The following is a 23336-nucleotide window of genomic DNA, read 5'->3' as shown; positions in this document are numbered from 1 at the left end:
ATGGTGGCGCTGGCATGAGAACTTTCATCACGACCCTTCCCGCCCGGCTTGGCTGTCAGTCGGTCGGGCCCGCGCCGATGCCGCCCGTGCAGCATGTGCGTGTCATCGGCGGACTGGCGGAATGTCCGGGCTGCGGGCTGTACCAGCACGTTCCCGAACTGCAGCCGGGACAGCTTGCGGCATGCCCGCGCTGCGGGCAGCACCTGCAGCGGCGCAGGCGGACCGCGCCGGTGGCGGCGCCGCTGGCGTTCTGCATCAGCTCGGCCGCCTTCTACCTCGCGGCGCTGGCGTCCTCGCTCATGACGCTGAATGTCTATGGGCGCGAACGCACCGTCGACCTGCTGACCGGGCCGATGGAACTGATGCACGAAGGCTGGGGGGAGGCCGGGGTGCTGGTGGGCGCCGTGACCATCATGGCGCCCGCCGTCGCCATCGCCCTGATGTTCGCCATCCTGTACGCCGGGACGCGTCCCACCCTGCCCAACTGGGCGCCGGCCATCCTGATCTGGTATGAAAAGCTGCGGCCCTGGTCGATGGTGGAGGTCTATATCCTCGGCATCTTCGTCGCCTATACCAAGCTGACGGACATGGCGCATGTCGATGTCGGGCCTGCCGTCTATCTGATCGGCGGGCTGATGCTGACGATGGCGGTGACCGATTCGACCCTCGATACCGAACGGATCTGGAAACACCGCCGCGTGGATTCCCTGGCCCGGCTGGAGGATGGGGAGGCCGTGCCGGTCGAGTACGTCCATGTGGGGGATGTCGGCATGCCCCCCGTCGAACGCCTTGTCGCATGTCCCTCATGCGGCCTGGTGGGGGAGATGGAGCATCCCGTCAGCAACCTGCACTGCGTCGGCGCGTGCCCGCGCTGCGGCCACAGTGTCTGGCGCCGCGCGCCGCAGTCGCTGACGCGCACCACGGCGTACCTGATCGCGGCGGTCACGTTCTATATCCCGGCCAACCTGTACCCGGTCATGACCTTCATGCGCATGGGCGGCGGCGGGGGCCACACCATCATCGAAGGCGCGCTGGAGTTATGGAGCGACGGCATGATCCCGCTGTCGCTTCTGGTCTTTTTCGCCAGCATCACCGTCCCGATGCTCAAGATCGTCAGCCTTGCCACCATGGTCGCCATGACGTGGCGCGGCGCGCGGCAGGGGCTGGTGCGGCGCACGCGCCTGTTCCGGCTTGTCGACATGGTGGGCCGGTGGTCCATGATCGACGTCTTCATGATTTCCATCCTTGTCGCGGTCGTGCGCTTCAACGCCATGGCGACAGTGACCGCCAATGCCGGGATGGTGGCGTTCGCCGCCGTGGTGGTGCTGACGCTGCTTGCGGCATGGAGCTTTGACCCACGCATCATGTGGGACGCGGCCGGCATGAACGGCACGCTGGTCGACGGGCTTCCCCGCGCCGTGCTGACGGCGCATGACGGCGACACCACGCAGGGGCCGTCCGGCCCCGCATCAACCAAGTCCGCGGCGACCCCCCGTCCCGCCAATATGGAGCCGAATCAGGCGTGAACGACGATACCCCGAACGATCCCCGGAACGGGCGGTCGCAGACTTCCATCCCGCAGTCCGAAACGCGCACATACCAGTTTTCCGTCATCTGGCTGGTTCCCATCGTCGCCCTGCTGATTGCGGGCTACCTTGGCTGGCGCGGCCTGACGACACGCGGGCCGGTCATCACCATCACCTTCGACACCGCCGACGGCCTGACCAGCGGCCAGACCGAGGTGAAGAGCAAGTCCGTCTCCCTCGGCACGGTGGAATCGATCCGGCTGAGCGATGACATGCACCATGTGGAGGTCGGGGTGCGCATGACCTCGGCCGCGTCGCGGATGATGACCGACCATGCGCGGTTCTGGGTGGTGCGCCCGCGCATCAACGGCGCCAGCATCACCGGGCTGGAAACCGTGATGTCCGGGGCCTATATCGCCATGGACCCCGGCGAACCCGGCGGGCGCCACACCACGTTCTTCAAGGGGCTGGAATCGCCGCCGGGCGTGCGTTCGGACCAGCCGGGCCATACCTATACCCTGATGACGCCCAGCCTCGGCTCCATCGGGCAGGGGGCGCCGATCTTCTTCCGCGATGTCGTCGCGGGCGAGGTGCTGGGCTATACCCTGCCGCCGGGCGGCCGCGGGCCGATCAAGGTGCAGATTTTCGTGCAGGCCCCGTATGACCAGTACCTGCGCACTGACACGCGTTTCTGGAACGTCTCGGGCGTGCAGGTCGGGCTTGGCGCGGGCGGGCTGAAGGTCAAGCTCCAGTCGCTGCAGGCGCTTCTGTCGGGCGGCATCGCCTTCGCGCCGCCCGATGCGCGCGATGAACAGCTGGTGCAGCCCAATTCCGGCACCGTCTTTCGCCTGTATGACAGCCAGGAGGAGGCCGATGCCGCCGGGTATCGCGAACGCATCCCCCTTGTCACCTACCTTACCAGTCCCGTTTCGGGCCTGACGAAGGGCGGGCGCATGACCATGTTCGGCATTCAGGTCGGCATGATCGACGACGTGAAGCTGCTGGTTGACCCCCATACCGGACAGGCGCGGGTGCGCGTGGCCATGGAACTGCAGCCCGAACGCGTGCTGAATGACCAGGAGGTCCCTGCCGACGCCCTGCGCAGCCTGCTGCATACGCAGGTGGCGAACGGGCTTCGCGCCTCGGTCCAGAGCGCGAGCTTCCTGACCGGCGAATCCGAAATCGCGCTGACCTTCGTCAAGAACGCGCGCCCCGCCGCCATGACGCAGGAAGGCGACGCGCTGGTCCTGCCGGGGCAGGCGGGCGGCATGGCGGGCATCATGGATTCGGTGTCCACCATTACGGACAAGGTCGCGGCGATGCCGCTGACGCAGGTGGGCGAAAACCTGAACAACCTGCTGGCCCATGCGGATGCCCGCATCAACAGCGCCGACATGCGTCAGGGGCTGGCGTCGCTGCGGGCATCGATGGAGAACCTGCAGGTCATCTCCCACGATGCGCGGGCGCGGATGCCGCAACTGCTGGCGGGGCTGGATTCCACGCTGAAGAACGCGAATTCGCTGCTGTCCAGCTATGGCGGCGACACGGACTTCCACCGCAACCTGCAACAGATGGTCGTGCAGCTTAACGAGGCGGCGCGTTCGCTGCGGTTCCTGTCCGACTTCCTTACCCGCCATCCCTCGGCGCTGATTACGGGACGATAATGCGATGACCTGGCCCTTGAGCTTCATGAACGGCACCACACAGCCGGGGCGTGCCGTCCGGCGCGCGGCACTGGCGCTGGCGGCGGCGACCCCGCTGCTGGCGGCCTGCGGATCGGCGGACCCGACGCTCTACAGCCTCGCCCCGACGCAGGGCAGCGCCGTGGGACAGGCCCCCGCCGTGGTCGAGGTCCGTACCCCCGGCGTGCCGCCCGCGCTGGATCGCGACCATATCGTGGGACAGCAGGCGAATTACAGCCTGACCACCCTGTCCGGCGCATCGTGGAGCGAGCCGCTGCCCCAGATGATCGGCGATACCCTGACATCCGACCTGCAGCAGCGCCTGCCGGGCAGCAGCATCTTTGCGCAGAACAACGCCACCAGCATGCCGGCGAAGGCGTTCGTCGAACTCGACGTGACGCAGTTCGCCCGCGATGCTTCGGGGGAGGTACGGCTGTCGGGCACGCTGTCGGTCCATCGCGCGGGCGATCCTGAACAGGGCACGGCGCAGCCTTTCTCCCTTGCCACCAGTTCGGGCAGCGGCACGACCGCCATGGTCGCGGGGCTGAGCCAGCTTCTGGGGCAGGTGGCCGACAGCGCGGCGCAGCGCCTGCGCGCCCTGCCGGCAGAAGAGACCACCACCCGTCACGCGCGCTGACGTGGCAGGCCGCCGCATGGGGGATCGGGCACCTGTCCGGCCCCATGCCGGCTTTCATGGTCTTGGAGACTGTTTGAAGGCAACCTATTGATAAGATAAAAGTTTTTTGTGAAGCTTTTTTAAAAAAGCTTCAAAGGACGTCACCTTTTTGAAAAAAGGCGACACCCAAAAACTTTTATGATTTCAGGGTATTGTTGGACCGGTCGTTTCAAACGGCGCCGGACGAGGATCAGGCGAGGGTGTTGGCGTAATTCTTCAGGTGGCTGACGAATTTCAACCCCTTCGTGGCCTCGGGGTCCACGAAATGCACGTCATCAGGCGCACGGCGCGGGGTGTCGGCGGCGAAGAAGACCACCGGCGCTGTGCCGATCGGTCGCACCCCATGCACGACATTGCGCAGGAACGAGACCATCTGCCCCGCGCGCAGGGTGCGTGGCGGTTCGTCCTCGATCAGGAATTCCAGTTCCCCACGCAGCAGCAGCAGGTGTTCGTCGCACTGTGTATGATAATGACGGGGCAGGGGATGGTAGATGCGGAACAGCCGCATGCTCGCCTCCGCCGAATCGCTCAGGTAGGCATCGACGATCAGCGTGTCCGACTGGTCGGGGAACTGCTTTATGATCTCGTCAAAATCAGCGAATCTGTAACGTTCGTTCATTCCGGTTCCTCCCGTTGGGTGGAGGAGTGTATCGTGATGCGATCATCCGGGGCCAGACGACCGGTCGAAAATCACAAACTGATAATAAAGAACAAAAGTTTTTGGGTGCCGGATTTTTTTAAAAAGGCGGCGTCTTTTGAAGCTTTTTACAAAAAACTTCACCAAAAACTTTCATGACTTCAGTGTGTTGCCGGCCTTGGGGCGCGGACATGAAAAAAGGCACCGCGAAGGGTGCCTTTGTCTCAAAACATCGCAGGATGGAAAAGGATCAGACCTTTTCCACCTGATTGTATTCCAGGTCCACCGGCGTGGAGCGTCCGAAGATCGAAACGCTGACGGTCAGGCGGCCCTTTTCCTCGTCCACTTCCTCGATCGTGCCGTTGAAGGACGTGAACGGGCCGTCCGCCACGCGGATCTGCTCGCCCACCTCGAACGTGACGGAGGGACGCACGCGCTCGACGCCTTCCTGCGCCTGCTTCATGATCCGCTCGGCCTCGACCTTGGGAATGGGGGAGGGCTTGGTCTTGCTGCCCAGGAAGCCGGTCACCTTCGGCGTGTCCTTGACCAGGTGCCACGCCTCGTCCGTCAGTTCCATGTTGACCAGCACGTAGCCGGGAAAGAACTTGCGTTCCGAATTGACCTTCTGGCCGCGACGGACCTCGGTCACTTCCTCGGACGGCACAAGGATTTCCCCGAAATGGTCGGCCAGCCCCTTCTGGGCGGCCTGTTCCTTGATGTGCTGGGCGATTTTCTTTTCAAAACCCGAATAGACGTGGATGACATACCACCGCTTGGCCATGGCTGAACTCAGCCTCCCAGTCCAAATAGTTTACGCACGCCAAGGCCGATCACCTCGTCGACGAGGAAGAAAAATACCGATGCCAGCCCGGCCATCGCCAGAACCGCGCCCGTCGTCATCAGGGTCGCGCGGCGCGTGGGCCACGTGACCTTTTTCGCCTCGGCGCGGACTTCTTCTACAAATTTCGCGGGACTGACCGACACGAAACATCCTTCCTGCAACACCCGACGCGCCTGACCGGGGGTGCCCGGCTGGCGCGGGGGCCTGAAATCCGGTCAGCACGGCGTTGTCCTGACCAAAACATGCCAAGCCGGAAGGGGGGGAATGATCCCGACCGGAGAATGGCAGGGGTGGAGGGTCTCGAACCCGCAACCTCCGGTTTTGGAGACCGGCGCTCTAGCCAATTGAGCTACACCCCTGCAAAGCCGCTATCGACGTGGCCGGATCGCAACGGAACCGTTGTTCCGATCCTTCCGGCCTGCCCATGCGTACCCGGCACAGTGAAGCGGAAAAGAATACGACTGACGGAGAAAGTCAAGGGGGCGTGGATGATTTCATGCACGGGGGTAAAAAAAACGTTCCCCGTCCCGATGAAAGTGACATGGTCGCGTCATCGGGACTTGCCATGCGTCATCGCCGCGCATTATACATGCCCCGAAATGGGCGGGCGTAGCATAGTGGTAATGCAGTAGCCTTCCAAGCTTCTGAGGAGGGTTCGATTCCCTTCGCCCGCTCCATTCCTTCGTTATCCTTCAAGCATATATCTATGAGTGTGGCTCCCGCTTCGCACGGAACGGGTTTCGTCCCGGAAATGCCGGGTGGCCGGGCTGGGTCCTCCCCAACGGGCCCTGCGGCCGCGGGCAGCTTCCGACCGACGGGAACCCGACCACGCCATGACCCCCACCAATCCCCCCACGCGCACCGGGGCGTCCCGTCCTGCCGCGATTCATCCGACCATTGTGCTGGTGACGTGCTGCCTCAGCCTGTTGCTGGTGATGATGGACGTGACCATCGTCAACGTGGCGCTGCCCTCCATCCGCGTCGCCCTGCACGGCAGCTTTTCCACCCTGCAATGGGTGGTCGACGGCTATACCCTGATGGTCGCCAGCCTGCTGGTGCTGATGGGCGCGATCGCCGACCGGGTGGGGCGGCGGCGCGTCTTTGTCGCCGGGATCGCGGTGTTCTGCGGGGGATCGATGCTGTGCGCGCTGTCGGGGTCGATCCCGTTCCTGGTGTTCGCGCGCATGCTGCAGGGAATCGGCGGCGCGATGCTCAACCCCGTGGCGCTGTCTATCATCGCGAACGTCTTTACCGATCCGCGCGCGCGGGCGCAGGCCATCGGGATATGGGGCGGCACGTCCGGCGTCGCGCTGGCGCTGGGGCCGGTGGTGGGGGGCATCCTTGTCCACTGGGTCAGCTGGCAGGCGGTGTTCTGGGTCAATGTGCCCATCGGGATCATCGGGATTTTCCTCAGCCTGCGTTTCATCCCCGAATCCCACGGGCCGCGCACGCGCTCGTTCGACGGGCCGGGGCAGCTGCTGGTGATGGTAACGCTGGCGATGCTGACGGCCGCCCTGATCGAGGCGCGTGACCTCGGCTGGGGCAATCCGGTCATCGTTGGGTTCCTGTCGCTGGGCGTCCTTGCGATGATCGGCTTCGTGATCGTGGAACAGCGCAGTCCCGCGCCGCTGGTGGATCTGCGGTTTTTCCATGCGCTGCCCTTTTCCGGGGCGATCGTGACCGCCATCCTCGCCTTTGCGGTCTTCAGCGCGTTCCTGTTCCTCAATACCCTCTATCTCCAGGGTTCGCGCGGGATGTCGGCGCTGCATGCGGGGCTGTGCACGCTGCCGTTCGCGGTGTGCAGCAGCATCTGCTCCCCCCTGTCGGGACGGCTGGTGGGGCAGGTGGGCGCGCGCCTGCCGCTGCTGGTTTCCGCCGCGGGATTTGGCGTCAGCGCCCTGCTGCTGACGGATCTATCGGATGCGACGCCGCTTGCGGTGCTGCTGGTGGCGTATGGCCTGTGTGGCTGCGGATTCGGGATGTGCAATGCCCCGATCACCAATGCCGCCGTCTCCGGCATGCCGCGCACGCAGGCGGGGGTGGCGGCGGCGCTGGCCTCCACCAGCCGTCAGATCGGGGTGCTGCTGGGCATCGCGCTGTCGGGCACGATGACCGGCGCGCCGACGGGGCAGATCGGGGCGGTCCAGTGGGCGGCGTTCGCGCGGGCGACGCATGCCGTGTGGTGGGCGATGCTGGTGGCGGCCATCCTGATCGGGGTGATCGGCATTGTCGTCACCAGCGCGCGGGCGCGCGCCAGCACCAAAGCGGTGGCGGCCGTGCTGGCCGGGGCGGAGGCCGGGGACATGGCAGGCCGGGGCATGGCGGGCGGGGCGTCACGCCGCGCCTGATCGAATGGCGCATGACTGCGATGCGTAATGTGCAACGTAAGGCGGGATATTCGTGACGAATCGTTCATGAACTCTATTTCCGAAGCGGGGGTGGATATGTATGCTACGACCCGCTGTGGGACGGTGGCGTGACCTGCCGGACGGCCGGGTCGGGCGCGCGATGGATTTTGTGGTGCGCGGCAGGTATGGTGCCGGTTGCGTGGGTCAACGCAGCGTGCTAGAGCCGCGCCAGCAGTGGCTGGGGCGGTCGTGTTCCGGGGCCTGCAGTGTGTTTGTGTGACCCACGATTCTGGATTGGAAAAGCGGACAGTGGATTCGACTGGAACGACCTCAATACCAATCGCCTCCATTGCCAATGGTCTTGCGGGCCGTTATGCGACGGCGCTCTATGACCTTGCCTCCGACCAGCAGAAGCTCGACCTCGTGCTGGATCAGGCAAAGGCCCTGTCCTCCATGCTGGACCAGAGCGCGGACCTGTCCGCGGTGCTGGTTGATCGCACCCTTGACATCCGCCAGTCCACGCGCGCGCTGATTGCGGTGCTGGACAAGGAGGGTTTCGATCCCCTGATCCGTGATTTCGTCGGCGTGGTGGCGGCAAACCGCCGCCTGCCGCATCTTCGTGAAATTCTCGCCGCCCTGGCGGCAATTGCCGCTGCCCGCCGGGGCGAGGTGGTGGCGGACGTCGTGTCCGCCCATCCCCTCAACGACGTGCAGCGCGCACAGCTTCGCGGCCGCCTCGCCGAGGCCGGCTATTCCAAAGTCAATATCCAGGAGCGTGTTGACGCGGCGCTGCTGGGCGGTCTGGTCGTGCGCATAGGCGCCCGCCTGTATGATACCAGCCTCAGATCCCGCCTTACCCGCCTGCATCATGCCATGAAGGGAGCCGCGTGATGGAAATCCGCCCCTCCGAGATTTCGGATATCCTCAAGCAGCAGATCGCCACGTTCGACCAGGCTGTCGATGTTGCCGAAACCGGCACCATCCTGTCGGTTGGTGACGGCATCGCCCGTGTTTACGGGCTGCAGAACGTCGAAGCCGGCGAAATGCTGGTCTTCCCCGCCAGCGGCCAGCATGGCATGGCGCTGAACCTCGAAAACGACAATGTCGGCGTCGTCATCTTCGGCGATGACACCTCCATGCGCGAAGGCGACACCGTCGCGCGTACCGGCAAGGTGGTCGAGGTCCCGACCGGCAAGGCCCTGCTGGGCCGCGTGGTCGACGGTCTGGGCAACCCGATCGACGGCAAGGGGCCGCTGGTTGGCGAAATCATCAACAAGCGCGCGGAAATCAAGGCACCCGGCATCATGCCGCGCCAGTCCGTCAGCGAGCCGATGCAGACCGGCATCAAGGCCATCGACGCGCTGGTGCCCATCGGGCGCGGCCAGCGTGAGCTGATCATCGGTGACCGCCAGACCGGCAAGACCGCGATCCTGATCGACACCATCGTCAATCAGAAGAGCGTCAATGCCCTGGGTGACGAATCCAAGTCGCTGTACTGCATCTATGTCGCGATCGGGCAGAAGCGTTCGACCGTGGCGCAGCTGGTCCGCACGCTGGAGGAAACCGGCGCGATGGAATATTCCATCGTCGTGGCGGCCACCGCGTCCGACCCGGCCCCGATGCAGTATCTGGCGCCGTATGCCGCGTGCTCCATGGGTGAATATTTCCGCGACAACGGCATGCATGCCCTGATCGTGTATGATGACCTGTCCAAGCAGGCCGTCGCCTATCGCCAGATGTCGCTGCTGCTGCGTCGTCCGCCGGGACGTGAAGCGTATCCGGGTGACGTGTTCTACCTGCATTCGCGCCTGCTGGAACGCGCCGCAAAGATGTCCGACAAGTTCGGCGCGGGTTCGCTGACGGCGCTTCCGGTGATCGAGACGCAGGCTGGCGACGTGTCGGCCTATATCCCGACCAACGTGATTTCCATCACCGACGGTCAGGTGTTCCTTGAAACCGACCTGTTCTATCGCGGCATCCGCCCGGCGGTGAACGTTGGCGGTTCCGTGTCGCGCGTCGGTTCCGCCGCGCAGATCAAGGCGATGAAGCAGGTTGCCGGCAAGATCAAGCTGGAACTGGCGCAGTATCGCGAAATGGCCGCCTTCTCGCAGTTCGCATCGGACCTTGATCCCGCGACGCAGAAGCAGCTTGCCCGTGGCGCGCGCCTTGTCGAGCTGCTCAAGCAGCCCGAAACCTCCCCGCTTTCGGTCGAGGAGCAGGTGGTTGTCCTGTTCGCGGGCACCCGTGGCTATATCGATGCCGTGCCGGTGAACGAGGTCACGACCTATGAAAAGCGTCTGCTTGAGGAAGTGCGTTCGGCGGGCAAGGACATCCTCGAATCCATCCGGACCCAGCGTCAGCTGACCAAGGATATCGAAAGCCGACTGAACGATTTCCTGACGACGTTCGGCCGTCAGTTCGTCAACTGAGGAAGAACGCGCATCCATGGCTTCCCTGAAGGAACTGCGCGCAAGGATCGGCAGCGTCAAATCGACGCGAAAGATCACCAGCGCGATGAAAATGGTCGCCGCGGCCAAGCTGCGTCGGGCTGAAACCCGCGCGGCGGCGGCGCGTCCCTATGCCGACGCGATGCGCCGCATGCTCGCCGAGGTTGCCCGCAGCATGGCGGGCGAGGGCGGCCAGCCCAAGCTGCTGTCCGGCACGGGGGGTGACACCACCCACCTGCTGATACCGATGTCGAGCGACCGTGGTCTTGCCGGGGCCTTCAACGCCAACATCAACCGCAAGACGCGCGACATGATCCTGAAGCTGCAGGCCGAGGGCAAGACCGTGCGTCTGCTGCCGGTCGGGCGTAAGACATATGAATACCTGCAGCGCGATTTTGCCGACCTGATTGTCGGGCACATCCACATGTCGTCGGGCAAGGAAGTCTCGTTCAAGGTTGCCTCCGACCTGGGCGAACGGATTTCCGGCATGCTGGACCGGGATGAATTCGACGTCTGCACGCTGATATACAACCGCTTCCAGAACGTCATGTCGCAGATCCCGACGGAAATGCAGCTGATTCCGCTGGCGCTGCCGGGCAACGACAATGACGCGGGCGACGAGACCGCGCAGTACGAGTTCGAGCCGGACGAGGGCGCGCTGCTGTCGCGACTGCTGCCACGCAACCTGCAGGTCCAGCTTTATGCGACCATGCTTGAAACCGCCGCGGGTGAAAACGGCGCGCGGATGACGGCGATGGATAGTGCCACGCGTAACGCGGGCAAGGCCATCGACCGGCTGACGCTGACCTATAACCGCACCCGCCAGACCAACATCACCAATGAACTGATCGAGATCATTTCGGGCGCCCAGGCAGTCTGAAGATCGGTCTCCACGCTCCAGGAGCTGTCCCATGTCGGAAACCACAACTCACGAGGCTCCTGTCTCCACACAGGGGCAGTCGCAGAAAAGCAACGTCGTCGGCCGTGTGACGCAGATCCGCGGCGCCGTCGTCGATGTCCAGTTCGAAGGCACGCTGCCGCACATCCTCGATGCGCTGCATGTCTCGCTCAATGGCCAGACGCTGGTGCTCGAGGTCGCGCAGGAAATCGGCGAACACGAAGTCCGCTGCATCGCGATGGACACGACCGACGGCCTGAGCCGCGGGACCGAGGTCGTCGCCACGGGCACGCAGATCACCGTGCCGGTCGGACCGGGCACGCTGGGCCGTATCCTCAATGTCATCGGTGAGCCGATCGACGATCGTGGCCCGATCCAGGCGAAGGGCCGTTCGCCGATCCACCGCGCGGCCCCGGCCTTTGACGAACAGGCCGCCGCGACCGAAATCCTGCCGACCGGCATCAAGGTCGTCGACCTGCTCTGTCCCTACCTCAAGGGCGGCAAGGTCGGCCTGTTCGGTGGTGCGGGCGTCGGCAAGACGGTCATCATCCAGGAACTGATCAACAACATCGCCAAGGCGCATGGCGGCGTGTCCGTCTTTGCCGGTGTCGGTGAACGTACCCGTGAAGGTAACGACCTGTATTACGAAATGCAGGATGCGGGCGTCATCAAGCTCGATGGTGATTCCACCGCGGGTTCCAAGGTTGCGCTGGTCTATGGCCAGATGAACGAGCCGCCGGGCGCGCGTGCCCGCGTGGCGCTGTCCGGCGTGACGGTCGCGGAATATTTCCGCGATGTCGAAGGTCAGGACGTGCTGTTCTTCGTGGACAACATCTTCCGCTTCACGCAGGCCGGCGCCGAAGTGTCCGCGCTGCTGGGCCGTATTCCTTCCGCCGTGGGTTACCAGCCGACGCTGGCGACCGAAATGGGCGCGCTGCAGGAACGCATCACCTCCACCAAGAAGGGGTCGATCACCTCGGTGCAGGCCGTTTACGTTCCTGCCGATGACCTGACCGACCCGGCGCCTGCCGCGACGTTCGCCCATCTTGACGCGACGACGGTGCTGAACCGTTCCATCGCGGAAATGGGCATCTATCCCGCGGTTGACCCGCTGGATTCGACCTCGCGCTCGCTGGATCCGAAAATCGTGGGCGACGAACATTACCAGGTGGCGCGCGACGTGCAGCGCATCCTGCAGACCTACAAGTCGCTGCAGGACATCATTGCCATCCTGGGCATGGATGAGCTGTCGGAAGACGACAAGCTGGTGGTGGCGCGCGCGCGTCGTATCCAGCGTTTCCTGTCGCAGCCGTTCCATGTGGCCGAAGTGTTCACCGGCGCGCCGGGCAAGCTGGTTGCGCTGGCTGATACCGTGCGTTCGTTCAAGGCGATTGTCGCCGGCGAATACGATCACCTGCCCGAAAGCGCGTTCTACATGGTCGGCGCGATCGAGGAAGCGGTGGCCAAGGCCGAAAAGATGAAGGAATCGGCCTGATTACTGGCCCCTGACGCAAGGAAGACAGACCATGCCGATTAAGGTCGAGATTGTCAGCCCGGAGAAAATCCTTTTCTCCCACAAGGCTGACATGGTGGTCATGCCCGGGTCCGAGGGCGATATCGCCGCGATGCCCGAGCATGCGCCGCTGATGCTGATGCTGCGCGGTGGCGTTGTCGAGATTTACGAGGGCGATGCCATCGCCCATCGTTTCTTCGTGTCGGGCGGGTTTGCCGATATGACGCCGGACCACTGCACCATTCTGGCGGACCACGCGACGCCGGTTACGGAACTTTCCGCGACCGATGCGGAATCCCGTCTGGCCGCTCTGGAAAAATCCTATGACGAGGCGGACAAGATGAATGTCCCTGCGCTGGATATCCTGATGGACAAGATGCAGTCCGCCCGCGCGGAAATCGAGGCCGCCAACAGCGCCACGCCTGAGATGTCGATCTGATATCGCGGTTTCCGGCCTGATCAGTCAGGAAAACGGCGCCCCATAGCGGGCGCCGTTTTTTTTTGGCAGGTTCCTGAACCGTTCCACGGGGCGTCAGGATGTTTCCCGATCGGCTTTTGGGGGCTGCCTGAAAACAGTCCCTTGCGGAAAAATAACAGAAGTTTTTGGGTATCGCCTTTTTTCAAAAAGGCGATGTCTTTCAAAGCTTTTTGCAAAAAGCTTCACCAAAAACTTTTTGTAGTTTCAGGACATTGCCGGGTCTGGTTGTCAGCCGCGCCCGCGATATCCGGGGACGTCCTGCGACGGGATCCATGTACCTTCGGGCGGGGTTCCGGTCTGCCAGAAGACATCGATGGGCATGCCGCCGCGCGGATACCAGTAGGCCCCGATCCGCAGCCATACGGGGTCGAGCAGATCGACAAGGGTGGTTGCGATCTGCATGGAGCATTTTTCGTGAAACGCGCCATGATTGCGGAAACTGGTCAGGAACAGCTTCAGCGACTTGCTTTCCACGATCCATTTGCCGGGGATGTAGTCGATGACGATATGCGCGAAATCCGGCTGTCCCGTGACGGGGCACAGCGAGGTGAATTCCGGCGCGGTAAAGCGGACGACGTAACGTTTGTCCGGGTCCGGCGCGGGGACGCGTTCCAGCACGGCTTCTTCCGGGCTGGCGGGCTGGGCCGTGTTGCGTCCCAGCTGCGTCAGGACCTGGCTGCCATCATCGGACGGGGTGGGGGATGTCATGGGCGTGTTCTTTCCATGGTTCACGTAATGGCCGCGTGATGGCGGACGGGATATGGCGGCGTCAATGGATTGCCATGTCATTTTGCCTGCTGTCGCAAGCCTGCGGCACGTGATAACACACAAGGCATGGCACCTGCATCCCGAACCGAATTTCCCGATCCGGTCCTTGTGACCACGACAGCCGACCTGAACGCGGTGACCGCGCGCCTTCGCCGCGAACCCTTCATCACCATCGACACGGAATTCGTGCGTGAACGCACGTACTGGCCCGAACTGTGCCTGGTGCAGCTGGCGGGCGCGGACGAAGTGGTGGTGGTCGATGCGCTGGCGCCGGGCATGGACCTGTCCTCGCTGGGTGAACTCCTTGCGGATGAAAACGTTATCAAGGTGTTCCATGCCGCCCGTCAGGATCTGGAGATTTTCCTGCACCTGTTCGACCGCCTGCCGCAGCCGCTGTTTGACACGCAGGTCGCGGCGATGGTCGCGGGATATGGGGATCAGGTGGGGTATGACAACCTCGTCTCCTCCCTTCTGGGCGCGCAGATAGACAAGTCGCACCGTTTTTCCGACTGGGCCGCGCGTCCGCTTTCGCCGGCGCAGATCAGCTACGCCGCGGCGGACGTCACGTACCTGCGCGATGTCTATCTGCGGCTGGTGGCGCAGCTGGAACGGGAAGGGCGACAGGACTGGATGACGGCGGAGATGGACGTCCTCAATTCCCCCGCGACCTTCCGCCCCGACCCCGAGACATTGTGGGAACGGATGCGTCCGCGCACCAGCAACCGCCGCATGCTGGGCATGCTGCGCGCCATCGCGGCATGGCGGGAGCGCGAGGCACAGCGCGTCAACGTCCCGCGCCAGCGTCTGGTCAAGGATGAAAGCCTGATGGAAATCGCGGCCACCGGCCCCGGTGATGTCGACGGGCTGGCGCGCGTGCGTGGCATTTCGCGCGGCTTTGCCGAGGGACGCAGCGGGCAGGGCCTGCTGGAGGCGATCGCGGTCGCGCGGCGTGAACCCGATGCCAGCCTGCCGCGCCCGCCAAAGGGACGGGGCAAGGACACGCCCCGGCCATCGGCGGCGTTGGTGGCGATGCTCAAGGTATTGCTGGCGGCATGCTGCGAACGGCATCGCGTGGCGCCAAAGCTGGTGGCGTCGGCCGATGATATCGATCGCCTTGCGCTGGAAGACGCGCCGGAGATTCCGGCCCTGCAGGGATGGCGGCGCGAGGTTTTCGGGACGCAGGCGCTGGCGCTGAAGGCAGGCGAACTGACACTGGGGGTGGAAAACGGGGCGATACGGCTGATACGCGCCTGATCCTGACGGGGTTATCCCCCGGGTTTTCCCGTGGTTGCGAACAGGTTATGTGCAGTCTTGTCCACAATATTTTGTGTCTGGCCGGTTGAGTCACCCACAATATAAGCCTATTTTGCCCCCAATTCCGCGTAATGGAGTGTGAGCGATGGCGATGGAATGGACCGAGGAGACGATCGCGCGTCTTCGCGACCTGTGGCAGCAGGGACTGTCAACGGCGGAAATCGGCCGTCAGTTGGCAGTGACCAAGAACGCGGTCGTGGGAAAGGCGCATCGGCTGGGTCTGAAACCACGCCCGTCGCCCATTCGCCGGGGTGGCAAGGCTGCGGAAAAGGCCGCCGCCGCGACGCCCGCCCCCGCCGCGGTCGAGGCACCAGCCGCTGTACCTGTCGCCCCCGTGGCCGCCGGACCGGCACCTGTTGTGGCGGCGCACCCGGCCCGGGCGGAAGCAGCCCCGGCCACCGCCACGCCTGCGGCAACGCCCGCGCCGGCCGAACCTGTGGTGGCACCGCCAGCCAGCGCCCCCGTCGCATCTGCTCCTGTCGCGTCCGCTCCCGCAGCGCAGCCCACCCAGGTTGCCCCCGCGGCCCAGAAAGCCGCGGCCCCGGCGACTCCGCCCGTCGCGCCCAAGGCTGAGGAACCGGCCCCGGCCAAGCCGGCACGCAAGGCCGCGACCCCGCGTGCCGAACGCGCCGCGGCGCATGCCCCGACCCCGCCGCGCCGTCGCAGCAGCCAGTCCTGCTGCTGGCCGCTGGGCGATCCGGGAACGCCGGGCTTTCATTTCTGTGGCGCAACGCCACTGCCGGGCAAGCCCTATTGCGCCGAGCATGCGCAGCTTGCGTATGTAAAGCTGCGCGACCGTCGCGATAACGTCGCCTGATATTGCCGATGACATGACCCCGTGACATGCGGGCATGAAAAAGCCGCCGGGAACATGACGTTCCGGCGGCTTTTTTCATGGCACCCGGTTGTTCCTGACGCCCGGACTGCGTGGCGCCCCGATTGCATGGCGTCGCGCGGGCGGACCGTGATGCCCGTGCGGGACGGGCATCATGGTCGGGCAGGGCTGGCCGGCCTCAGGGCGTGGCGGGCTTGGGCTGCGGGGCCGCGGCCGGCGGTTCCACCGGGGCGGGGGTGCTGATCATTTCCAGCTGGCCGGAAACCTGACCACCGTCCTCGACCTTCAGGCGGCGGCACTTTGCCGTGCCCAGCAGGCGACCGGTCGAACGGATCGTCAGGCTGCCGCGCACCGTCAGCTTGCCATCGATGGTCCCGGCCAGTTCGGCGTCTTCGACCTCGACCTCGCCCTTGAAGATACCGCCATGGGCGATCTGCAGTTCGGAGGCGTTGATCATGGAAGATTCAACCGTTCCCTCCACCACCAGGCGTTCGGCGTCCTGGATGGTGCCCTGGACGCTGATGCCACGACCCACGACGAGGGTGCGGCGGTCATTATCCTTTTTCGCGCCGGGGGCCGAGGCGCCGGGGCGCACGCCACCTGCGGCAGGAGACGTGTTCGGTGTCGGGGGGAAAGGGGGACGGGCCATCGGCGCGTTTTCCTTGTTGGCTGATGTGGAAGAAGGCGCTGGGCGCGCGGCTTGCGGAGTGGCTGCCTGAGGCTTGACCGGCGGCTTGGTCTCTTCTGGCTTACGACGTCTGAACAATATTACCCCGCTTCATCTGGCTGTGTAATCCGGTGCTGGGAATAGTCCGGATCGGTCATCGCTTTCGGACCGGACAGGCATGCCCTACCTTTCTGTTTTTGTTATACGCGCGCATGTATTCGCGACAAGGGCGTACGTCATGTCGCAGCGGTGAAAAACATGCCGCCATTGCGGTTTCCCTGCCCCGGTGATAGCGAATGCGCAACTTAGTTATCCGCAATGTTGGTTATTTCATGGCGATATTGGCGCAATAACGCCGTAAGACGCGGGGAAAGGGGAGACGAAGATGGAAAAGAACACGGAAAATTCTGGACAGGCCACCGAGTGCAGGTTCGATATCCTCGGGATCGGCAACGCGATCGTCGATATCCTTGCCCCTGTCGAACCCTCCTTCCTCAAGGCCAACGACATGGTGCCCGGCGGCATGATGCTGATCGACGCGCCCCGCGCGGAGGAGTTGAGCCGCGCCATCCGGCGGGAAAAGGAAATGGGCGGTGGCTCGGCCGCCAATACCTGCGTCGTGGCGTCGAACATGGGCGCGCGCGTGGCCTATCTGGGCAAGGTGGCGGATGACGCGACGGGCCGGGCCTTTGCCGCGGACATGCAGGCGGCGGGCGTGTATTTCCCGTCACAGCCGCTCAAGGGCAAGGACGCGGCGCAGCAGCCGACCGCAAGCTGCCTGATCCTTGTCACCCCGGACGGGCAGCGCACGATGAACACCTATCTCGGGGCATGCGTGGCGTTCGGGCCCGATGACGTGCTGCCCGATGTCGTGACGGCGTCGAAGGTGACCTATATGGAGGGATACCTGTTCGATCGGCCGGAGGCGCAGGCCGCCTTCCGCCGTGCCGCCGAAATCGCGCATTCCGCCGGCCGCCGCGTCGCGCTGTCGCTGTCGGATGCGTTCTGCGTCGACCGCCATCGCGACGCGTTCCTTGACCTTGTGCGCGGGCATGTCGATATCCTTTTTGCCAACGAGATGGAAATCCTGTCGCTGTACCAGGCCAGGGAATTCGACGAGGCCCTGCGCCACGTGTCGGCCGATACGCATTTCGCCGTCCTGACCCGCAGTGAAAAGGGCAGCGTGATCGTGCAGGACCAGCAGCAGATCGCCATCGACAGCGTCCGCACGCAGGTGGTCGACACCACCGGGGCGGGCGACGCCTATGCCGCCGGGTTCCTTGCCGGGTGGACGTCGGGGCGCGAACTTGCCGAATGCGGCCGCCTGGGCAGCGTCGCCGCGTCCGAAGTCATCTCCCACTATGGCGCGCGGCCGCTGATCAACATGCGCCAGGACATGGGGTTCTGATCGCACGCAGGGCAGAATTCATCACCGGCATGCGCGGATGACGTGAAGTTTCACGTGCAATCCGCGCCAGTCCCCTTTATCTACGCCTCAGCACCAAACAATGCCGCCATGTCGCTCGGGCCTGAACTGCCCGCACGGGCGGCGCGCCCTTTTGGCGCCCCCGCAAGGAAAGTCAGGTTACAACCGTTATGGATATCCGTAATATCGCCATCATCGCGCACGTCGATCATGGCAAGACCACGCTGGTTGACCAGCTTCTGAAACAGTCCGGTTCGTTCCGCGAAAACCAGCACGTCGCGGAACGCGCGATGGACAGCAATGACCTGGAGCGTGAGCGCGGCATCACCATCCTGGCCAAGTGCACGTCCGTGGTGTGGAAGGACACGCGCATCAACATCATCGACACCCCGGGCCATGCCGATTTCGGCGGCGAGGTGGAACGTATCCTGAGCATGGTCGATGGCGCGGTCGTTCTGGTCGATTCCGCCGAAGGCGCGCTGCCGCAGACGAAGTTCGTCGTGGGCAAGGCGCTGGCGCGTGGGCTGAAGCCCATCGTGGTGGTCAACAAGATCGACCGTGGCGACGCCCGCCCGGACGAGGTGCATAACGAGATTTTCGACCTGTTCGCCGCCCTTGGCGCGAATGACGAGCAGCTTGATTTCCCCATGCTCTACGCATCCGGCCGGCAGGGCTGGGCGGATCTGGAAATTGACGGCCCGCGCAAGGACCTTTCCCCGCTGTTCGACCTGATCCTGCGTCATGTCCCGCCGCCGAAGGTCAACAAGGACGCGCCGTTCGCGATGGTCGCGACCATCCTTGAAAATGACAACTTCCTTGGCCGCGTGCTGACCGGGCGCGTGGAACAGGGCACGGCGAAGATGAACATGCCCGTGCATGTGCTGCGTCCCGACGGTTCCGTCGTGGAAACCGGTCGCCTGACCAAGCTGCTGTCGTTCCGCGGGCTGGACCGCGTGCCGGTGGAAGAGGTCGAGGCCGGCGACATCGTGGCCGTGGCCGGCCTGTCGGAAGCGACGATCCCCGAAACCATCGCCGCACTCGAGGTGAAGGAGCCGCTGCCCTCCACCCCCGTCGATCCGCCGACGCTGTCGATGACCTTCCGCCTCAATGACGGCCCGCTGGGCGGTCGCGAGGGCAAGAAGGTTACGTCGCGCCAGATCCGCGACCGCCTGTTCAAGGAAACCGAGGGCAACATCGCCATCCGCGTTTCCGAAAGCCCCGAAAGCGAGGCGTTCGAGGTCGCGGGCCGTGGCGAACTGCAGCTTGGCGTCCTGATCGAGCAGATGCGCCGCGAGGGTTTCGAACTGACCATCGGCCGTCCCCGCGTGCTGTTCCGCACGAACGAGGAAACCGGCGAGCGCGAGGAACCGTTCGAGGAAGTCCTGATCGACGTGGACGAGCCGTATTCGGGCGTCGTGGTTGAGAAGATGGCACTGCGCAAGGGCATCATGCAGGACATGCAGCCGTCGGGCGGTGGCAAGGTGCGCCTGACGTTCCAGATCCCCTCTCGCGGGCTGATCGGCTATCACGGCGAATTCCTGACCGACACGCGCGGTTCGGGCATCATGAACCGCCTGTTCTCCGGCTATCAGCCGTATGTCGGGCCGATCGCGGGCCGTCGCAACGGGTCGCTGATTTCGTCCGAGGACGGGGCGACGACGCAGTATTCGCTGTTCTCGCTGCAGGATCGCGGCACGCTGTTCGTCGACGCGGGCGAAAAGGTCTATGTCGGCATGATCATAGGCGAACATTCGCGTGAAAACGACCTGGAAGTGAATCCGGTCCGTGAAAAGAAGCTGACCAATATCCGCGCCGCCGGCAAGGACGAGGCCCTGCTGCTGATCCCGCCGCGCAAGATGAACCTGGAACAGGCCATCGCGTATATCGAGGATGACGAACTGGTGGAGGTCACGCCGTCGGCCGTGCGCATCCGCAAGCGCTACCTCGACCCGCATGAGCGCAAGAAGCGTGAGCGCTCGGGCACCGTGGACTGATTTTCACATTGACCATGACTGTGCCGCAGACCTGTTGCAACCATTCGTAATGTTTCGGGGATTGTGATTGCGGTGGGAATGCGGCAGTTATGGGGTTCGCTGTGAAAATTTAAATTTTTTAATCCGAGACGGGGCTCCTCTCCGCGTGTTATTCCGCGTGGTGTCGGATCGGACTGGTATCGTTGCTGGTCCGGCACAGGCATTGGGATATTATCCCGATTGTTGGAGAGAAGAGTTCATGATCGTTTCGACCCGCCGCTTCCTGGCCGCCCTGTCCGCAGTCGCCGTTATGGGCGTCGCTTCCCCCCTGATGGCGCAGACCACCCCCCCCGAACCGACCGCCCCGGCTGTTTCCGGCCCGGAACATGCGCCCGAAGCCGGCGCGCCTGACGCGGCCGCGGGTGTCGCGGGCCAGGGTGAAAAGAAGATGCACCACGGCAGCCACCATCATGGCGGCAAGCATCACGGCAAGAAGAAGGCCGCCACTGGCGAAGCGCCTGCCGCGCAGTAATGTCGCCCGGACGTCGCCTGACGGATTTATCCGGACGGCGATGCGCCACGGTTGCATGATGCCCGAAAAACGGGGCCGGGAATTTCCGGCCCCGTTTTTTATTGTCCTGATTTCCGGCAACCATGCCGGAGTTTCTGGTGAAGCTTTTTCGAAAAAGCTTCAAAAGAACGCCGCCTTTTTCAAAAAAAGATGGCGCCCGGAGACCTCTGTTGTTTTGACCGGTGGGCTGTTTCCGGCACCCGGCTTACTGGAAATAACGCTCCAGCGAGAGGTCCAGGCTGGGGATTTCGGTCTGCCGGCCACTGATCATGTCGGACACCAGCTTTCCCGACCCGCAGGCCATCGTCCATCCCAGCGTGCCGTGACCGGTATTGAGCCACAGGTTGCCGAAACGTCCTGACCTGCCGATGATGGGCGTGCCATCGGGCGTGCAGGGGCGCAGTCCCGTCCAGTACACCCCCTGCGACAGGTCGCCCCCGCCGAACAGTTCGGAGAAAGATTCCTCCAGCCCCGCGCGGCGATCGCGGCTCAGCCGCGTGTTGTATCCCGCCAGTTCCGCCGTCCCGCCAATGCGGATGCGATCGCCCAGGCGGGTGATCGCGACCTTGTACGTATCATCATTGACGGTGGAAACCGGCGCGCGGGCTTCGTCCGTGACCGGCAGCGTCAGCGAATACCCCTTGACCGGACAGACCGGCAGCCGCAGCCCCAGCGGACGCAGCAGGCGCGGCGCGTAACTGCCGAGGGCGACGACATACGCATCGCCCGTCATCCGTCCGGCGGAGGTACGCACGCCCAGGATCTCCTCGGCCGAGGCGTCGAGCGCCCTGACCGTGGTTTCATAATGGAAGGTAACGCCCAGCTCCTCCGCCTTCTGCGCAAGGCGCTGGGTGAACATGTGCGCATCCCCCGATTCGTCGCCCGGCAGCCGCAGCCCCCCGCGCAGCAGGTGGCGCGAGGCGGCAAGTCCGGGTTCGAACGCCGCGATCTGGTCCGGGTCCAGCAGGTCATGCGCCACGCCGTGCTGGCGCAGCACGCGCATGTCGCGGTGCGCCTTCGCCACCTCGCGGTCGGTGCGGAACAGCTGGATCAGCCCGCGCTGCCGGTCGTCATAGGAAATGCCGGTTTCGGCCCGCAGCGCGTCAAGGCAGTCGCGGCTGTAGGTCGCGACGCGCAGCATGCGTGCCTTGTTGATGTCATAGGAATGGGCGTTGCAGTTGCGCAGGACCTGGCGCATCCATGCGAACATCGCAAAATCGATGCGCGGGCGGACGATCATGGGGCTGTTGCGGCTGCACATCCATTTCAGGATCTGCAGCGGCAGTCCGGGGCTGGCCCACGGGGCGGAATAACCCGGCGAGATCTGTCCGGCATTGGCAAAGGACGTTTCCATCGCGGCGGCGGGCTGCCGGTCCACGACCTCCACCTCATGTCCCTGTCTGGCGAGGTACCATGCCGTTGTCACGCCAATGACGCCCGCGCCGAGAATAATGACCTTCACCCGCTGCCCCTTTTGTCATGTCATGGAGTTCGGGCGCGATGCTATCGCCCGTCCCGATGGGGTCAAGCATCACGGCGCCGATCTCGACGCGGCAATTATAACATTATATGTCAGATTATGTGGCCCGGCACGGTGGCAGCCGCCATGCGTTCAGGTGGTGGGAACGCCCTTGCTGGTGGAATATTCGAAATGCAGCGCGGTGTCGGGATGGACGATGGGATGGATGGCGTGCGCCGCCATCGCGCATTCGCTGAATCCCTGCAGGATCAGCTTCAGCTTCCCCGGATAGGACGCGACATCGCCGACAGCGAAGATGCCGGGCATGCTGCTTTCACAGGTGGAGGGCGTGACGGGAATGGTCCCGCGTATCGTATCCAGCCCCCATTGCGCGATGGGGCCAAGGTCGGTCGCCAGCCCGAAGAACGGCAGCAGCGCCTGGCACGGGACATGCAGGGTCTCGCCCTCCAGCGTGACAAGGTCCACGCCCTCCAGCACGCCATCCGTGCCGCGCAGGCCGTGCAACTGGTATCCCACCAGCTTCTCGATCTCGCCCCGGCCGACGGCCTCGTCCAGCTGGCGCAGGCTTTCGGGGGCCGCGCGGAAACGGTTGCGGCGGTGGACGATGGAAACCCGCGATGCCACGTCACGCAGCGACAGCGCCCAGTCCACCGCCGAATCCCCGCCGCCTGCGATCAGGACGTGCTTTCCGGTGAAATCTGCGCGACGGCGGACATAATACCGCACCGCGCCGCTTTTCTCGAACGCCTCCAGCCCCTCCAGCGGGGGGCGGTTGGGGCCGAACGCGCCCGCGCCCGCCGCGATGATGACGGCATGGGCGCGAATCGTGTCGCCCCCGTCGGTCCGCAGCGTGAACGCGCCGCGCGTGCCCGTCAGTTCCTCCACCCGGCGGCCCAGCAGGCGCGGGACGTCAAAGGGCGCGATCTGCCGGTCCAGCGCGCCGATCAGGTCGCCCCCGGTGATGGAGGGATGGGCCGGGATGTCATAGATCGGCTTTTCGGGATACAGCGCGCAGCATTGTCCGCCCACCTCGTCCAGCGCGTCGATCAGGACGCAGCCGAGCTTGAGCATGCTGCATTCGAACGCGGCGAACAGGCCGGCAGGCCCCGCGCCGATAATGGCGACATCGGTGGAAAGGCTGCGGGTGTCGGTCATTGCTGTGTATCCTGCAATCCGTGGCTGTTCAGGCTGTCGGCAGCGTTGTGCGTTGCGCGGCGCACCAGCGCAACCCACAAAAAGGGGACGGCGCATGCGAA

21 protein-coding genes and 2 tRNA genes are annotated in these 23336 nt (G+C 64.4%); 15 read left to right on the top strand and 8 right to left on the bottom strand.

The window, feature by feature from the left end:
* Positions 1-14: 14 nt before the first annotated feature.
* The 3 genes from NJLHNGOC_RS06420 to NJLHNGOC_RS06410 are packed head-to-tail and all read left to right on the top strand — an operon-like array spanning position 15 to position 3845.
* Positions 15-1526 (top strand): paraquat-inducible protein A, encoded by a 1512-nt coding sequence (locus NJLHNGOC_RS06420; RefSeq protein ID WP_113595638.1) that lies wholly within the window; start codon positions 15-17, stop codon positions 1524-1526.
* A complete protein-coding gene (locus NJLHNGOC_RS06415) occupies positions 1523-3190 on the top strand; it encodes a PqiB family protein (protein WP_110531073.1) in 1668 nt (555 codons plus the stop codon). Before NJLHNGOC_RS06420 ends, NJLHNGOC_RS06415 begins: the two co-directional genes overlap by 4 nt.
* A gap of 4 nt (positions 3191-3194) precedes the next feature.
* Positions 3195-3845: a PqiC family protein gene (locus NJLHNGOC_RS06410; protein WP_239021370.1), complete on the top strand. Its 651-nt coding sequence runs from the start codon at positions 3195-3197 to the stop codon at positions 3843-3845.
* A 229-nt stretch (positions 3846-4074) separates the two neighbouring features.
* Here the strand turns inward: NJLHNGOC_RS06410 and NJLHNGOC_RS06405 are convergent, their stop codons facing one another.
* From NJLHNGOC_RS06405 to NJLHNGOC_RS06390, 4 genes are all read right to left on the bottom strand, one after another.
* Positions 4075-4503 (bottom strand): cupin domain-containing protein, encoded by a 429-nt coding sequence (locus NJLHNGOC_RS06405; RefSeq protein WP_113595636.1) that lies wholly within the window; start codon positions 4501-4503, stop codon positions 4075-4077.
* Positions 4504-4771: 268 nt separating this feature from the next.
* Complete coding sequence (nusG, locus tag NJLHNGOC_RS06400; RefSeq protein WP_110094708.1) at positions 4772-5302, bottom strand: transcription termination/antitermination protein NusG; 531 nt, start codon at positions 5300-5302, stop codon at positions 4772-4774.
* An 8-nt stretch (positions 5303-5310) separates the two neighbouring features.
* A complete protein-coding gene (gene secE, locus NJLHNGOC_RS06395; protein WP_040512887.1) occupies positions 5311-5505 on the bottom strand; it encodes a preprotein translocase subunit SecE in 195 nt (64 codons plus the stop codon).
* A gap of 139 nt (positions 5506-5644) precedes the next feature.
* Positions 5645-5721: transfer RNA gene (locus NJLHNGOC_RS06390), tRNA-Trp, on the bottom strand.
* A gap of 244 nt (positions 5722-5965) precedes the next feature.
* On the opposite strand from NJLHNGOC_RS06390, the gene NJLHNGOC_RS06385 reads away from it, so the two are divergent.
* The 7 genes from NJLHNGOC_RS06385 (at position 5966) to atpC (ending at position 13007) form a co-directional block, all read left to right on the top strand.
* Positions 5966-6039: transfer RNA gene (locus NJLHNGOC_RS06385), tRNA-Gly, on the top strand.
* Positions 6040-6195: 156 nt separating this feature from the next.
* On the top strand, positions 6196-7710 hold the full coding sequence (locus NJLHNGOC_RS06380; RefSeq protein WP_113595635.1) for an MFS transporter: 1515 nt from the start codon (positions 6196-6198) through the stop codon (positions 7708-7710).
* 294 nt (positions 7711-8004) lie between these two features.
* Positions 8005-8601: a F0F1 ATP synthase subunit delta gene (locus NJLHNGOC_RS06375; RefSeq protein ID WP_113595634.1), complete on the top strand. Its 597-nt coding sequence runs from the start codon at positions 8005-8007 to the stop codon at positions 8599-8601.
* Entirely contained in the window at positions 8601-10139 is a 1539-nt protein-coding gene (gene atpA, locus NJLHNGOC_RS06370) for a F0F1 ATP synthase subunit alpha (RefSeq protein WP_110531083.1), read from the top strand. Before NJLHNGOC_RS06375 ends, atpA begins: the two co-directional genes overlap by 1 nt.
* A gap of 16 nt (positions 10140-10155) precedes the next feature.
* Complete coding sequence (locus tag NJLHNGOC_RS06365) at positions 10156-11037, top strand: F0F1 ATP synthase subunit gamma (RefSeq protein WP_113595633.1); 882 nt, start codon at positions 10156-10158, stop codon at positions 11035-11037.
* Between the two features lie 31 nt (positions 11038-11068).
* On the top strand, positions 11069-12550 hold the full coding sequence (gene atpD / locus NJLHNGOC_RS06360; RefSeq protein ID WP_110531087.1) for a F0F1 ATP synthase subunit beta: 1482 nt from the start codon (positions 11069-11071) through the stop codon (positions 12548-12550).
* Positions 12551-12581: 31 nt separating this feature from the next.
* A complete protein-coding gene (gene atpC, locus NJLHNGOC_RS06355) occupies positions 12582-13007 on the top strand; it encodes an ATP synthase F1 subunit epsilon (protein ID WP_110531089.1) in 426 nt (141 codons plus the stop codon).
* Between the two features lie 267 nt (positions 13008-13274).
* Here the strand turns inward: atpC and queF are convergent, their stop codons facing one another.
* Positions 13275-13754, bottom strand: a complete 480-nt coding sequence (gene queF, locus NJLHNGOC_RS06350) for a preQ(1) synthase (protein ID WP_113595746.1) — start codon at positions 13752-13754, stop codon at positions 13275-13277.
* Positions 13755-13880: 126 nt separating this feature from the next.
* Here queF and rnd point away from each other — a divergent pair, with 126 nt between their 5' ends.
* Together rnd and NJLHNGOC_RS06340 are read left to right on the top strand one after the other, a co-directional pair.
* On the top strand, positions 13881-15068 hold the full coding sequence (rnd, locus tag NJLHNGOC_RS06345; protein ID WP_113595632.1) for a ribonuclease D: 1188 nt from the start codon (positions 13881-13883) through the stop codon (positions 15066-15068).
* A gap of 145 nt (positions 15069-15213) precedes the next feature.
* Entirely contained in the window at positions 15214-15945 is a 732-nt protein-coding gene (locus NJLHNGOC_RS06340; RefSeq protein ID WP_113595631.1) for a GcrA family cell cycle regulator, read from the top strand.
* Positions 15946-16141: 196 nt separating this feature from the next.
* On the opposite strand, the gene NJLHNGOC_RS06335 is transcribed toward NJLHNGOC_RS06340, so the two are convergent.
* Positions 16142-16729 carry a bactofilin family protein gene (locus NJLHNGOC_RS06335; RefSeq protein WP_408890631.1) on the bottom strand — a complete coding sequence of 196 codons (588 nt, stop codon included), beginning with the start codon at positions 16727-16729 and terminating at the stop codon, positions 16142-16144.
* A 286-nt stretch (positions 16730-17015) separates the two neighbouring features.
* Here NJLHNGOC_RS06335 and NJLHNGOC_RS06330 point away from each other — a divergent pair, with 286 nt between their 5' ends.
* The 3 genes from NJLHNGOC_RS06330 (at position 17016) to NJLHNGOC_RS06320 (ending at position 20561) form a co-directional block, all read left to right on the top strand.
* Entirely contained in the window at positions 17016-18038 is a 1023-nt protein-coding gene (locus tag NJLHNGOC_RS06330) for an adenosine kinase (protein ID WP_113595629.1), read from the top strand.
* A 188-nt stretch (positions 18039-18226) separates the two neighbouring features.
* Positions 18227-20050, top strand: coding sequence for a translational GTPase TypA (gene typA, locus NJLHNGOC_RS06325; RefSeq protein ID WP_110531101.1), 1824 nt, complete (start codon positions 18227-18229; stop codon positions 20048-20050).
* Between the two features lie 238 nt (positions 20051-20288).
* Positions 20289-20561 (top strand): hypothetical protein, encoded by a 273-nt coding sequence (locus NJLHNGOC_RS06320; RefSeq protein WP_113595628.1) that lies wholly within the window; start codon positions 20289-20291, stop codon positions 20559-20561.
* A gap of 244 nt (positions 20562-20805) precedes the next feature.
* On the opposite strand, the gene NJLHNGOC_RS06315 is transcribed toward NJLHNGOC_RS06320, so the two are convergent.
* Both NJLHNGOC_RS06315 and NJLHNGOC_RS06310 read right to left on the bottom strand, forming a co-directional pair.
* Positions 20806-22062, bottom strand: a complete 1257-nt coding sequence (locus NJLHNGOC_RS06315) for a D-amino acid dehydrogenase (RefSeq protein ID WP_113595627.1) — start codon at positions 22060-22062, stop codon at positions 20806-20808.
* A gap of 150 nt (positions 22063-22212) precedes the next feature.
* Positions 22213-23235, bottom strand: a complete 1023-nt coding sequence (locus tag NJLHNGOC_RS06310; protein ID WP_113595626.1) for an NAD(P)/FAD-dependent oxidoreductase — start codon at positions 23233-23235, stop codon at positions 22213-22215.
* Between the last annotated feature and the right edge of the window lie 101 nt (positions 23236-23336).

The organism is Novacetimonas cocois (assembly GCF_003311635.1).
In the GTDB taxonomy this organism is placed as follows: Bacteria; Pseudomonadota; Alphaproteobacteria; order Acetobacterales; family Acetobacteraceae; genus Novacetimonas; species Novacetimonas cocois.
Note: the sequence above shows the minus strand (reverse complement) of the source record. Positions and strands in the feature narration are given on the sequence as shown.